Source organism: Trichlorobacter sp. (assembly GCF_034008105.1).
Taxonomy (GTDB): domain Bacteria; phylum Desulfobacterota; class Desulfuromonadia; order Geobacterales; family Pseudopelobacteraceae; genus Trichlorobacter.
Map to the genome: position 1 here is coordinate 123,740 of NZ_JAVEPN010000006.1, position 13,589 is coordinate 137,328.

A 13,589-nucleotide genomic window follows, 5' to 3' on the forward strand; every position below is an offset into this window, starting at 1 on the left:
TTGGGTAGAGCCGTGTGTGTCAGATGTTCTGCATCGTGTCGTTAGTGAACGGTGGTGGCTGTCTCCGGCGTCTGCATCTGTATCGTGCGGATCGGGAAGGGTATCTCGATCCGTTCTTCGCGGAAGCGGCGGATAATGGCGCTGTTGATCTGGTCGGTGACGGCCCCCAGCCGGGTCGGGTTGTTGACCCAGAACAGGAGCAGCATGCTGAGGGCGCTGTCGCCGAAGGAGGTGAACAGCGCCACCGGGGCCGGCTCGTCCAGCACCTCGTCGCAGCTGCAGGCGATCTCCAGCAGCACGCGCTTTACCTGCTCCACATCGCTGTCGTAGCCGACCCCCACCGTGGTACGGCCCTGGATGACCGAGCTGGGGCGGACCATGTTGATCACGGTGGAGTTGCACAGATCGGAGTTGGGGATGATCAGCACCGTGGTGTCCAGCCCCTGGATCTTGGTGGAGCGCAGGCCGATGTCGAGCACGTCACCGGTCTGGCCGTTGCCCAGTTTGATCCGGTCGCCGATCTGAAACGGCCGGTCAATCATCAGGGTAAAGCCGGAGATGACGTGGGACAGGGTATCCTTGGCCGCCATACCGATCGCCAGGGAGCCGATGCCTAAGGCGGTCACCAGCGAGAGGACGTCGTAGTGGAAATGCTTGAACACCACGATCAGGGCCGCGCCGACAATGAACAGCATGACGATCTTTTCGGCCAGCGGCACCATCTGGCGGGCTAACGTGCCGTCCCCCTGATCCTGGCTGCGTTCTACGTACCAGAGCAGGGTCTCGTTCAAGGCCCGGTAGAGCATGACGCAGATGATCACGACGTTGATGATGAACAGGCCGCCGGCGCAGGTCTTCAGCAGCTTTTCCGGCAGGGGCAGGGTGCGCAGCGCCAGGTAGACGCCGGTCAGGGTGATCAAGAGCGAAATGGACGGGGCCAGCCGTTTCAGAATCCGGTCATCCAGGTCGGTGCGGGTGAAGGCGGTCAGCCGGCTGGCCCAGTGGCTGATGATGTAGGCCACCGCCTGGGACAGCAGCCAGAAGCAGCCCATCACTAGGGTGGCCAGCAGCAGGTGCTTGGCCCAGAAGATGGCGCTGCCGTCCGTGGTTCCCGGTGTAAACAGGGCTATCAGCATCTCAACCAGGCTAGGCACCGAACACCCGCTTGAAGATAGTATCGACGTGCTTGAGATGATAGGACAGGTCAAAGGACTCACGGATCTTGTCCTGGCCCAGGGCGCCCACCACCTCGGTGTCGTTCAGCAGCTCGGTCTGGAAGTCCTTGCCCTCTTCCCATACCTTCATGGCGTTTTTCTGCACCAGGCGGTAGGCATCCTCGCGGGAGACGCCGGACTGGGTCAGGTCCAGCAGGATCTTCTGCGAGAAGACCAGCCCCTTCATCTGGTTCAGGTTCTTGAGCATGTTGTCCGGGTAGACCACCAGGTTCTTGATCAGGCCGTTCAGACGGCGCAGGGAGAAATCCAGGGCCACGGTGACGTCCGGCGCGATGTAGCGCTCAACCGAGGAGTGGGAGATGTCCCGCTCGTGCCACAGGGCCACGTTTTCCAGGGCTGGGATGCACTGGGCCCTGATGTAGCGGGCCTGGCCGGTCAGGTTCTCGGACAGGATCGGGTTGCGCTTGTGGGGCATGGCCGAGGAGCCCTTTTGGCCCTTGGTGAACTGCTCCTCCGCCTCCAGCACCTCGGTGCGTTGCAGGTGGCGCACCTCGATGGCGATCCGCTCCATGGAGGAGGCGATGATGGCCAGGGCGCAGAAATACTCGGCGTGACGGTCGCGGGGGATGACCTGGGTCGAGACCGGCTCGGGTTTCAGGCCCATCTTTTTACAGACGTATTCCTCAACGTAGGGGTTGATGTTGGCAAAGGTGCCCACCGCGCCGGAGATGGCGCCGGTGGCGATGTTTTCGCGGGCCGCCTGCAGACGGGTCCGGTTGCGGTCCATCTCGGCGTAAAAGGATGCCAGCTTGAGGCCGAAGGTAACCGGCTCGGCATGGATGCCGTGGGAACGGCCCATGCAGACCGTGTCCTTGTGCTCAAAGGCCCGTTCCTTGATCGAGGCCAGCACCAGATCCAGGTCGGTCAGCAGCTCGTCGGCGGCCTGCACCAGCTGCACCGAGAGGCAGGTGTCCAGCACGTCGGAAGAGGTCATACCCTGGTGGATGAAGCGGGCCTCCGGGCCGACGAACTCGGCCACCGAGGTCAGGAAGGCGATCACGTCATGCTTGACCTCGGCCTCGATGGCATCGATACGGGCGATGTCGAAGTTGCCCTTCTCGCGGATCACCGGGATGACTTCCTTGGGGATTACGCCCAGCTCTGCCTGGGCCTCGCTGGCCAGGGTCTCGATCTCAAGCCAGATGCGGAAGCGGTTTTCCGGTTCCCAGATTTTTGCCATCTCAGGTCGTGTATAACGGGGGATCATATACAGAAACTCCTTCGCGTAGTTTTATAGTTCCAGTAGCGGACCGGCCTGATACTGGTCGCCGATCACAATCTTAGGGGCGCAACGGTTTTGGTCGTTCAGAAATGAGGCGGTGGTCTCGGCCACCTTGTCGGGATGGTTGTTCACCTCCGAGAGGTGGGCCATCACCAGCGCCTGTAGGCCGTCGTGGGCCAGGTCATGCAACAGCTCCAGCGATTCCTGATTGGAGAGGTGGCCATGCCGTGATTTGATCCGCTGTTTCAGGTGCCAGGGGTAGGGGCCGTTCAGCAGCATCTCCGGGTCGTGGTTCGCTTCAAGGTTCAGGGCCCGGCAACCCTGCAGTTTGTCCCGCACCAGGCGGGTCACCACCCCCAGGTCAGTGGCGCTGCCAAAGCGCCCTTCGCTGGATTCCACCAGAAAACCAACCGGGTCGCTGCAGTCGTGGGTCACCGGAAAGGGGTCCACCATGCAGTCGCGGAAGGCAAAGGCGTAGCCGGTCTCAAACTCCAGCAAGGGGGCCTTTTTCAGGTAGCTGGCTGCAGCCTGGCGGGTGGCGTAGCTGACCAGCACCGGCACCTGATAGCGCCGGGCAAAGGAGCCGGCGCTGCGGATATGGTCCAGATGTTCGTGGGTAACCAGTACGGCGTTGATCGTTTCCGGGGCAACCCCGACCGTAAGGAGTCGTGTGGTCAGCTCCCGCAGCGACAGCCCTGCATCCACCAGCAGCCGGGTTTCGCCGGTCTCAAGATACAGGCAGTTGCCCTTGCTGCCGCTGGCCAGTGAACAGATTTTCATCCGAACATATATACAGGAAGTTCCCGTGCCGTGGCAAGGCAGACGTGGAAGCCGTTGAAATGGTTGTTTATCCCGCCGGTCTACTGTGGCGGGCCCACTTTTCAGCGGCTTTAGCGCACAGAGCTGCTGTGCTGGCCTACTGGAATTGACAGGGCGCTGGAGGCTGGTTATGGTAGCGCAATGACAGAACAGATGCTTGACAAAGAGACCTGGGATGCGCTTTGCCGCCAATGCGGCCGCTGCTGCTTTGAGAAGCTTGAAGATGAGCGTGGCCGGGTGACCTACACCACCACCGCCTGTCGTTACCTGGACCTGGACAGCCGCACCTGCAAGGTATTCGAGAACCGTGCCCGGATCAACCCTGAGTGCATCGCCCTGACGCCGGCCCTGGTCTGCACTCTGGACTGGCTGCCCGATGATTGCGGCTACCGGGTAGCGCTGAAGAGTGTTCAGCCGGGGCCGGTTGAAGAACCCAAAAAACGGCGGGGGCGAGGCAGGCGCTAGGCGGCTACCCCGGGAAGCCAGCCGTTGCAACCGTTTCGCCGAGGCATGCAGACAGCCGATTCCAGGTCAGAAGGATGCCACCAGGGCCATCTCCAGGATTGTATCGGTCTTTTTCAGGTCAGCGGGAACCGGCTTGCTGTGGAAGCGCAAAGTGTAACTGGTCTTAAGCGAAAAGATGCTGTTCAGCGCTGCTATGACGGCAGTTTCAGAGGTGATCACCTGTCGTGACGTCTGGTCAAGGCTCTGCAGGTATTCAACCGACTGGGTGAAGGCATTTTTTTCAGCAAAGGCAAAGCGGTACTTACCGAACAACCGAGCCCCCGGGTAGTTGTCAGTGCTGCCATTGGTGTATTCCTCGTAGGTGTAGGTCGCGCCGGCTTCCCCCAGCAGGGTGTGGCGGGGGCCATCCACAAATTTGTAGCCACCCCCCAGGTTGCCGTCATAGTGGGTAGCAATGCCGGCAAATGTGTCGCGCAGCCATGCTGTCGAAGCGATGCCATACATGCGCTGGGTGAACAGATAATCGACCCGCAATTCGGCCAGATAGCGTTCCGCGGTCTGTGAACCGCCTTCTTTTGAGTTAAGCGCTTCAAGCTTCGCTGAAATGCTGAGCGGGTCGGTGATGGTGTAGCTAAACAGATTTTTGAGCGACAACGTGGTGACATCGGTGTTGCCGCCGGTACGGATAAAAGATACCTCAGCCCGGTTACTCCACCGTTTGGCAGGTGTCTCTGCCCAGGCGGTGCCGCAGGTGATGCCCAGCACCAGCAGGTGCAACAGAACAACCGACTTCATAGTGACAACCCTCCTTAACAGCAGGTCCTGCAGCGTGGGTGGCGTAAACCTGCTCTCACACCTGATTCCCTGCAATGGCAGCAGCCCAGGCCGCCAGGCCACGCATGATCATCTCAATGGCAAAGGTGCCCACCACCAGTGCGGTGACCCGGCCGGCGATATCCATGTAACGCTGCACCAGTTCTGCGTTGCGGGAGCGGACGTAGTCATGCATGTACTTGAGCAGAATCATGATCCCGACGCAGGCCAGCACGGCAGTGGTGATGGCGCCGACCGCCGCGGGCTGGCTCAGTCGCTTTCCCGCCAGAATACTGGCGCTGATGGTCCCCGGGCCGATCATCAACGGCATGGCGATCGAACCGGCAATGTAGCGAGATTCGCCGCGCAGTCCCTTGATGGCTGAGTTGCCCTCAAACACAAAGCGCAGGCCGATGATCAGAAAGACCACGCCGCCGAACAGCTGGAATGATGCAAACTGGGCCTGCATCAGATCCTTGAAGAGCATGTCACCCAGCAGCGCCGCTGCAGAAAAAACACCGATGCTGATCACCCCTGCCCGGATGATGACCGCCCTGAAGGTGGCCGGCTGCAGCTTGTCAAAGACATCAATCAGATACACCACCAGCAGGAACGGGTTAAGCAGCATGAACAGCAGGGTTGCTGACCTGAGAAAGTCAGTCATGAGCTGCCGTCCCGTCTCCTGCCGGCTCGTTGGGCTGCCGTTTGTACCAGACGTTCATGCTCTCCAGGCCACCGGAGATCTGGGTGTTGTTGGTCAGGGTGCCGGCATAGCCATAGCCGCTTTTGGCGAAGGTGTTGTTCATGCCGTATGAGCAGGCCCGCGCAATGGTGTACCAGGTAACGATGCCCCGCTGCACCATCTCCCGCTCCATCTGCTGCAACAGGTAGCGGGCCAGTCCGTGGCCACGGTATGCCTCCAGGGTTGCAAAATCGGTCATCTCAACACTGCTCGTTTCCTGATCGATCTCTGCCGACGACAGCGCTACCAGTTTTTGGCCCGCCCAGATGCCGAAAAACACCGTGTTGCGCATGCATGCTCGCAGGTAGTCTGGGTCAGTGATCGGGAACGGGTAGCTGGCAAAGATCAGCCGATACAGCGCTGCCATGGCGTCGGCGTCATGCTGGTCGGCCATGCGGCAGACCAGCCCGTCGGGCAGTGGTCTGGTTGCGGCGAGCGGTTGCCTGAGCGCGGTCTGCAGCACATCGTGCACCAGCTCCGGGTTGCTTTCGGCCATGCGCTGTTCGGTGAAGTATTTGCCGAGCAAGCAGGCGTCGTCTTCCTGAAAAAATCCCGGAATGGTTGCCTCGATGCGATAGCCGTCTGCCAGGAACGGTTCGGATGCAGGGGCCGGCAGCTTGGCGAATATCTTTGAGTAACCCTGCTGCGTCGCCAGCCTGTTGATGACATCGATGATTGCCGGACTGTCCTGCAGGGCCAGCTTCATCAGATACACCCGGTCGTTGTATTTCCCGTGCTGCACCACTGATGCGCCGATGGTGCTGATCTGGTCAGTCATCATTCCTCCGTTTCATCCGCTCGTTGTCTTCCGGTGTCAGTGAAATGGTAGCGTCATAATCCGACAACAGTCGCTCGATGCCGATGGCCTCGTATTCGGCGCCACCTTCAATATGGAGGTCAAGATGACAGTCGGCGCAGTTGCGGTCGCAAAAGGTCGGCTCATAGGATTCAGGTTCCTGGTAGGTGGTGATGACCCCTTCGTAATTACGCAACACCACCTTGTTGGTGGCCAGCGTAATCAGGTAATTCGGCATGACCGGAATCTTGCCGCCGCCTCCAGGCGCGTCAATCACATAGGTCGGCACAGCGAAGCCGCTGGTATGGCCGATCAGGCTTTCCATGATCTCCATCCCCTTGCCGACCGGTGTGCGAAAATGGGTCAAGCCCTCCGAAAGGTCGCATTGGTACAGGTAGTAGGGGCGTACCCGGTTCTCAACCAGGCGCTGGACCAGTGTCTTGATGATCAGCGGGCAGTCGTTGACGCCGGCCAGTAACACGGTCTGATTACCCAGGGGGATACCGGCATCAGCCAGTTTGGCCAGCGCCTCCTTGGCCGAGCTGGTGATCTCGCTGGGGTGGTTGAAATGGGTGTTGAGCCAGACCGGATGGTGTTTTTTGAGCATGCTCACCAGCTTGTCAGTGATGCGATAGGGCAGCACAACCGGCATCCGGCTGCCGATCCGGATCACCTGGACGTGGGGAATGGCGCGCAGTTCCGTCAGAATCCAGTCGAGGTGCTCGTCGGAGAGCATGAGCGGGTCGCCGCCGGATAACAGCACGTCCCGGATCACCGGCGTGCTGCGGATGTAGGCCAGCCCCTTCTCAATCTCTTCGCGTTGCGGAATTGAATCGGTGTCTCCCACCTTGCGTTTGCGGGTGCAGTGGCGGCAGTACATGGCGCAGATGTTGCTGATATGAAACAGGACTCGGTCGGGATAGCGATGGGTGATGCCGGCAACCGGGCTGTCTTCGTCTTCGGCGAGCGGATCCGCCATATCGCACTGCCCCATCTGCAGCTCCTGTGGTGACGGGAAGGACTGACGGAACACCGGATCCTGGGCATAGTTCTGGCGGTTGATCAGGGACAGGTAGTAGGGGGTGACGGCCAGGGGGAATTTTTCCAGGGTCTGGGTGCACTGCTCTTTCAGTTCTGCCGGCAGCCTGATGCCCAGCAGGCGTTCAAAGGTGCCGATATCCCGTACCGAATGCCTGAGCTGCCACTTCCAGTCCTTCCAGTTGGAGAGAGCCGGTTTGGACTCGATTTTGCCGGCTATTTGCTGTTGCTTTGGGGAATAGATAGACATTACCCCTCCTTTTTAGGTCGTGGTATGCAGCGGTCTGCAGCGTTCTCAATGCGGGGCGCGGGTAATTTGGGTAAGGGGCGGGGTGGCCGTGGCGCGGCATGGGCGCCAGCATCCGTTGCGTGACTGTGCATCCACGTAGTTTGTTTGGCTGGCTAATTATTAGCTATGCTAACCAATATGTCAAGTCTGATCTTCTCGTGGCGGCTGTGCGGCTATCGGATGCAGCAGGGAAATAGGGTGATGGTTGCAGGCCTAGAGCGTGTTCCACTGGCCGAAGCGTGTCGCCGTCAGTTCAGTACACAGTTATCCGCGGGGGTGTAACTGGCGGTGCAGCTGTTTCAGCCGTTCCTGGGTCACATGGGTGTAGATCTGGGTGGTGGAGAGGTCGGCATGGCCCAGCATCATCTGCACGCTGCGCAGGTCGGCGCCATTGGCCAGCAGGTGGGTGGCAAAGGAGTGGCGCAGGGTGTGGGGCGAGATGCTGGTGCGCACCCCGGCCAGCAGCGCCCGTTTTTTGATGATGTTCCAGAAGGCCTGGCGGGTCATGCCTTCGCCCAGCCGGGACAGAAAGAGTTTTTCGCGTACGCCCTCCGGGTCCTGACGATTGCGGACCCGTTCCACGTAGTCCACGACCCGCTGACGGGCCGCCTCGCCCACCGGCACCAGCCGCTCCTTGTTGCCCTTGCCCACCGTCATCAGGTAGCCGACCTCCAGGTTCAACTCCCGCTTTTTCAGGTTAACCAGCTCAGATACCCGTAGACCGGTGGCGTAGAGCAACTCCAGCATGGCCCGGTCGCGGATGTCTTCGGGCCGTTCGCCGCAGGTGGCCGCCAGCAGAGCTTCAACCTCGGCGGTGGTCAGAAAGGAGGGCAGTTTCTTGAGGGTGCGCGGCGCCTCGATGATGGTTACCGGGTTGAGGGTGGCATAGCGTTCGATCAACAGGAATTTATGAAACATCCGGATGGCGGACAGCAACCGGGCCCGGCTGCGGGGGGCCAGGCCCCGTTCGCGCTCTGTGGCGAGGAAATCGGCAATGTCGCTGGAAGCTATGCTGTCAGGTGTAAGGCGCTGGCGGTTGTCGATGAAGTCGAGATAGCGGCCCAGGTCGGCGGCGTAGGCGCTGCGGGTATTGGAGGAGAGTCCTTTTTCAGCCACCAGCCAGGCCAGAAACAGGTCCAGAAAGCGGTTCATTGCCAGTCGTCGATGGCCTGGGCCAGGGTTGACTTGAGCTCGGCCAGCTTTTCATCCGCCGTAATCTTGTGGCCGAAGATGTCGCGTACGTAGAAGACGTCGGCCACCTGGTCCACCTTGGTGGAGATCTTGGAGACGCCGATGTAGAGCCCAAGGCGGTTGAGGGTGCTGGTTATCAGGTACAGAAGCCCCACTTTGTCGTGGGTGTAGATGTCGATGACCGTGTATTCATCGGATACGTCATTGTCGATATCGATACGGGTGGGTACCTTGGGGGCCGGCTTGGCGGTCAGCAGAGTGGGCCGCTCCCGCATTTCCACCAGTTTCTCAACGGCAACCGTACCGTTCAGCACGCCGGCAAGGTCAGCTTCCACCTTCTGCCAGCGGCGTTCATCGGTGATTACCAGCCCCTGGCTGGAATTGACCTGCAGGATGTCCAGCACCTTGCCCTTCTTGCTGGTGTTGATCTGGGCCCCCAGGATGTTGACGCCGTTGGCCGCCATGACGCCGGTCAACATGGCGAACAGGCCGTAGACATCAAAGGTGCAGATGGTGACCTCTGAATAGCCGTAGTCAGGTTCGTGACGCACCTTCAGCACCAGGTCGCGATCATTGAGGCCCACCAGCAGTCGTAGCTGTTCGGCAATCACCTTCACCGGCGTGGAAAGCAGGTAACGGATCGGCAGGCTGCGCAGCTCTTCGCGGGCAACGGTGGCCGGTATGTCGTATTCCACCATCTCGCGCACGGTGCGGCGGATGGCGCGGGCCCGCTCGCCGCTGGCTTCAAGTTCGAAGTTGCCACGCTCCAGGATGCTGAAGGCCTTTTCGTACAGCTCGTTCAGCAGGGTCGCCTTCCAGGTGGTCCAGACATCGGACCCCACGGCCCGTATATCTGCTATCGTCAAAAGGTAGAGCATCTTCAGGTTTTCGCTGGTACCCATCTGGCGGGCAAACTGCAGCAGCATCTTCTCATCGGACAGGTCGCGGCGTTGGGCGATGTGGGCAAACAGCAGATGCTGCCGCACCAGGAACTCCAGCCGCTCGGTCCCCTCCTTGGAAAGTCCCATCCGGCGGGCAATGGTGGGGATCATGGCCGCGCCCTTCTCGGCATGGCCACCCCCCTCGCCCTTGCCGATATCATGGAACAGCACCGCCAGCAGCAGCAGCTCCCGTTTGCCGATCTGTCGGGCCACGGCACAGGGTAACGACAGGGTCTCGCTCAGCTCGCCGTTCAGGATCTGTTCGGCCTGCTCCACGGCGAACAGGGTGTGAATATCCACGGTGTAGATATGGTACAGGTCGTGCTGCACCTTGCAGTAGATATGTTCGAACTCGGGGATGTACTCGTTCAGGAACTCCAGGTGGTGCATCAGGCGCAGGGTGGCAGTAACCCCTTTTTCGGAGCGCAGGATGTTCAGGAACGACTGGTTGACCTCGCGGTTGCGGCGGAACTTGTCGTTGACCAGGTACAGCGAGCGCCGGATCAGCCACTTGACCCGTATGTTAAGGCTGACGCCATGTTTCTGGGCCAGCTCGAAGATCCGCATCAGTACCGCAGGATCCTTCTCCACCACCGACTCGTCCGGGATGATCAACTCGCCCTTCAGCACGAAGCAGCCGTCACCCACCGGCCGCCGCACGAAGTAGCCCAGGACCTTGAGCCCGCCCTCGTCGCGCCAGATGCAGCGTGATACCAGGGTCGAGGCAAAATGCTCCACCCGGGCGGCGTGGCGGTAGTAATCCCGCATGAAGTCTTCCACCGCCAATACCTTGCCGCGATCCTTGTAGCCGAGGAAGGCGGCCAGATGCACCTGTAGATCGAAGTTGATCTGATCAGACTTGCGGCGGGTATGGAAATGCAGTTCGTTGCGCAGTCGCCAGAGATGGTCCAGGGCGGCGCGATAGACCTCCAGCTCCTCCTCGGAGATGACCCCCTTGACGATCAGTTCCCGCGGATCGTTGAACTTGAACTTGACCCGCGTCACCCACAGGGCGGTCTGCAGGTCCCGCAGGCCACCTTCGCCCTCCTTGATGTTGGGCTCCAGCAGGTAGATCGTGTCGCCGTACTTCTCGCGGCGTTTCTTCATCTCGGCGATCTTCTGCTTGATGAAGCTGTCGCTTGATTTGGTCAGGATCTGGGAAAAGACGGTCTTGTGCAGTGCCTCAAACAATGGCGGATGGCCGGTCAACAGGCGGCAGTCCATCAGAGCGGTCTTGACGGTGGTGTCGGCTGCGGCCATCTCGATGCAGTCGGCAATGGTGCGCACCGAGTAGCCCACATCCAGCCGCAGGTCCCACAGGAAATAGAGCAGCTTCTGGGCAAAGGCCTCCACCCGTTCCGGCGCCAGGCTGCCATCGTGCAGGAACATGATGTCCACATCGGAGTAGGGGTTCAACTCGCCTCGACCGTAGCCGCCCACTGCCACCAGGGTCAGATGGCCCTGGTGCGAACCATCGACCACCGTTGACAGCTCCTGATAAAGGCCTACCACCATCCGGTCCATCATGGCCGACAGCTGGTGCACTACCTCGGTGCCGCTGGCCCCGGCGCTGTGGTGCTGGCGGATCAGTTCGTGGGATGCGGACAGATACTGTTTGCAGGCCTCCAGAATCTGCGGACGGCGGTCATCGAAACCGCGTCCGTCAGGCGCTGGAATCTGCAATGCAGGCAGGGGCATGTGGTCCGGTGTGACAACGGTCATAGGGGTTACAGCCACCCCTTGCGCTTAAAGATATACAGCGGCAGCACGGCCGAGATCACGATCATGCCCAGGGCCAGCGGATAGCCGAAGCCCTGTTCCAGTTCAGGCATATACCTGAAGTTCATGCCGTAGATACTGGCGATCAGGGTTGGTGGCAGGAAGATCACCGACATCACGGTAAAGATCTTGATCACCTTGTTCTGCTCAATACTCATGAAGTTCAGGAACAGGTTCTGCAGATAATCCAGCCGCTCAAAGTTGAAATTGGCGGTGGTCACCAGCGAGTTGACGTCCTTGATCATGATGCTGAAGTCGCTCTTCAGCGAACTTGGCATCTTGCTGCTCTTTAAGAGCGACGACAACACCCGCTGCTTGTCGGTCAGGTTCTCACGGATGGTGATGTTGGTGGCCTCGAAGTCGGCGATCATCGACAGGAACTGCTTGGTGTCGTCGAAGTTGCTGGGGTTCAGTCGGGCAATGCCGGCAATCTCGCGGGAGACCGCCTCCAGCGTATCGGCATCATCCTCGATCCGCATCTCCAAGATGCCGCCCATCACCCGGGCACCATCGGTATAGTGGCTGGGGTTCAGCAGCAGTTTGCGGGTAAAGTCGCCGAACACCGGCAGCTCGATGAAGCGGATGGTGACCACAAAGTTGTCTTTAAGGGTGAACGAGACCGATTCGTTGCTGGCGGTAATACCGTGCTTCACCAGAAAATAGGTGTTGATGGTGATGCCGTACTCGTCCTCCCAGTAGCGGGCCGAGAACTCGATCTCCTCAGTCTCCTGGCGGGTCGGCAGGTCCAGCCCCAGCTTCTTGTCCAGCTGGGCCACCTCGGCCATGCTGGGGGAGAGCATATCCACCCAGATCAACTGCCTGGATTCGATCAGATCGATCTCATCACCGCTGATCAGATGGCTGGAGATAACCCCATTGGCGTTATAGTAGACTTTAATCATAGCGGAATCCCTCCAAAGAGATCCTGGTGGAGCGGTTGGAAACCCTAGCAGTTTTGTATAGTCTGCCCTGCAGTCGCTTGTCAATCGAAGAGGTGGCCTTTGGGCCGCTCATAAGGTTACGGTTACGAAACGTTTCCGGCGATTCCCTTTTTGGTCCGGCTCTGCTACAGTCATCAGCACTATGGCTGAGAAACTGATCTGCGCCAACAAGCGCGCCTTCCACGAATACCATATAGAAGAACGGCTGGAGGCCGGCCTTGTGCTGGTGGGCACCGAGGTGAAATCGCTGCGGTCCGGCAAGGCCAACCTGGCCGATGCCTTTGTGATTGTAAGGAATGGCGAGGCCTGGCTGCATAATATGCATATCGCCCCTTACGACTTCGGCAACCGCCAGAACCACGATCCGGAGCGTCACCGGAAGCTGCTGCTGCACAAGCGCGAGATCGACAAGCTGCACGACCGGATCCGGCAGGACGGCTGCACCGCGGTGCCGCTCAGGCTCTATTTCAAAGACGGCAAGGTCAAGGTGGAAGTGGGTGTGGCCAAGGGCAAGAAGCTGCACGACAAACGTGAAGACCTGAAAAAGAAGGATATGAAGCGCGAGCTGTCAAAAGACTTTAAAATTAAGGCGCGATAGAGTACACTAATTTTGTAAAGATCTTTGACAAATGGGGGCGTAAAGGTTTCGACGGGGGAATGAACTCCTGGGTTGCACCGGGTCGGGGCAGGTGGCCGACCTTAATAAACCTGCATGGCATTAATTGCCGACAATTATAACACTCCTGTTGCACTAGCTGCTTAACAGGCGGTCCCGACTGAGATGTCGGTGGTAGGAAGGGACCGTCATTCACTACCGAATTGGATTGCGTATGCCCGCTACGTCGTCTGAAATCCAGGGACCGTTGTCAGGCTGTCTTGTCCGCTGTACAGCCTGCCGACTAAATTGATCAACGGACTAACGGTGTAGTAGCTCTGGTCGTAGGTCTTTCGGACGTGGGTTCGACTCCCACCGCCTCCACCATTAACAAAAGACAAACCCGTCTCTCTGGAGTCATTCTCCGGGGTGACGGGTTTTCTTTTTCCCCTTGTTTCTAAAGGGTTTGCGCCCGTTTCACATCTTTCCAAAGCACCTCTCCGCACCATCGATTCTCCCCATCTTCCAGCCTTTCTTTCTCTGTTTGGCCCCTGATTCTCTGTTTTCTCCGGACCAAGTCCGAAGCTCGTCCGGAAAGCTACATCCTTGATTGATATGGGTTTGCGGCTGATTGCCATTTTGGGCGGTTGTCTTAGGTCATCGTTCGATGCCGCAACCGGACGTTTTTTTCGAAATCGCCCGCCTCGGCCATGAAAAGAAGCG

Annotated in this window: 12 protein-coding genes and 1 other RNA gene; 3 read left to right on the forward strand and 10 right to left on the reverse strand. The window is 59.4% G+C overall.

Annotated features, from left to right (window positions below; genetic code table 11):
* Positions 1-41: 41 nt before the first annotated feature.
* From RBQ93_RS05375 to RBQ93_RS05385, 3 genes are read right to left on the reverse strand one after another with little or no spacing between them, the layout of a single operon-like run.
* Complete coding sequence (locus RBQ93_RS05375; protein ID WP_320371012.1) at positions 42-1,154, reverse strand: mechanosensitive ion channel family protein; 1,113 nt, start codon at positions 1,152-1,154, stop codon at positions 42-44.
* The gene (purB, locus tag RBQ93_RS05380; protein WP_320371013.1) at positions 1,147-2,442 is read right to left on the reverse strand and encodes an adenylosuccinate lyase; all 1,296 of its coding nucleotides are present in this window, start codon (positions 2,440-2,442) and stop codon (positions 1,147-1,149) included. Before purB ends, RBQ93_RS05375 begins: the two co-directional genes overlap by 8 nt.
* Before the next feature lie 24 nt (positions 2,443-2,466).
* Complete coding sequence (locus RBQ93_RS05385; RefSeq protein WP_320371014.1) at positions 2,467-3,237, reverse strand: MBL fold metallo-hydrolase; 771 nt, start codon at positions 3,235-3,237, stop codon at positions 2,467-2,469.
* Positions 3,238-3,417: 180 nt separating this feature from the next.
* Between RBQ93_RS05385 and RBQ93_RS05390 the strand changes: the two genes are divergently transcribed.
* On the forward strand, positions 3,418-3,741 hold the full coding sequence (locus RBQ93_RS05390) for a hypothetical protein (protein ID WP_320371015.1): 324 nt from the start codon (positions 3,418-3,420) through the stop codon (positions 3,739-3,741).
* A 66-nt stretch (positions 3,742-3,807) separates the two neighbouring features.
* Here RBQ93_RS05390 and RBQ93_RS05395 read toward each other — a convergent pair whose 3' ends face one another.
* The 7 genes from RBQ93_RS05395 to corA form a co-directional block, all read right to left on the reverse strand.
* On the reverse strand, positions 3,808-4,536 hold the full coding sequence (locus RBQ93_RS05395; RefSeq protein WP_320371016.1) for a YdiY family protein: 729 nt from the start codon (positions 4,534-4,536) through the stop codon (positions 3,808-3,810).
* A 55-nt stretch (positions 4,537-4,591) separates the two neighbouring features.
* The gene (locus RBQ93_RS05400) at positions 4,592-5,218 is read right to left on the reverse strand and encodes a MarC family protein (protein WP_320371017.1); all 627 of its coding nucleotides are present in this window, start codon (positions 5,216-5,218) and stop codon (positions 4,592-4,594) included.
* Entirely contained in the window at positions 5,211-6,074 is an 864-nt protein-coding gene (ablB, locus tag RBQ93_RS05405) for a putative beta-lysine N-acetyltransferase (protein WP_320371018.1), read from the reverse strand. The genes RBQ93_RS05400 and ablB overlap by 8 nt, the downstream gene beginning before the upstream one ends.
* Positions 6,067-7,380, reverse strand: a complete 1,314-nt coding sequence (gene ablA, locus RBQ93_RS05410; protein ID WP_320371019.1) for a lysine 2,3-aminomutase — start codon at positions 7,378-7,380, stop codon at positions 6,067-6,069. Before ablA ends, ablB begins: the two co-directional genes overlap by 8 nt.
* Positions 7,381-7,683: 303 nt before the next feature.
* Positions 7,684-8,571: a site-specific tyrosine recombinase XerD gene (gene xerD / locus RBQ93_RS05415; RefSeq protein ID WP_320371020.1), complete on the reverse strand. Its 888-nt coding sequence runs from the start codon at positions 8,569-8,571 to the stop codon at positions 7,684-7,686.
* Positions 8,568-11,249 carry a [protein-PII] uridylyltransferase gene (glnD, locus tag RBQ93_RS05420; protein WP_413818354.1) on the reverse strand — a complete coding sequence of 894 codons (2,682 nt, stop codon included), beginning with the start codon at positions 11,247-11,249 and terminating at the stop codon, positions 8,568-8,570. Before glnD ends, xerD begins: the two co-directional genes overlap by 4 nt.
* 29 nt (positions 11,250-11,278) lie before the next feature.
* Positions 11,279-12,232 carry a magnesium/cobalt transporter CorA gene (gene corA, locus RBQ93_RS05425; RefSeq protein WP_320371022.1) on the reverse strand — a complete coding sequence of 318 codons (954 nt, stop codon included), beginning with the start codon at positions 12,230-12,232 and terminating at the stop codon, positions 11,279-11,281.
* Between the two features lie 181 nt (positions 12,233-12,413).
* Between corA and smpB the strand changes: the two genes are divergently transcribed.
* On the forward strand, positions 12,414-12,869 hold the full coding sequence (gene smpB, locus RBQ93_RS05430) for an SsrA-binding protein SmpB (protein ID WP_320371023.1): 456 nt from the start codon (positions 12,414-12,416) through the stop codon (positions 12,867-12,869).
* 33 nt (positions 12,870-12,902) lie between these two features.
* Positions 12,903-13,253: a transfer-messenger RNA gene (gene ssrA, locus RBQ93_RS05435) on the forward strand.
* Positions 13,254-13,589: the final 336 nt, after the last annotated feature.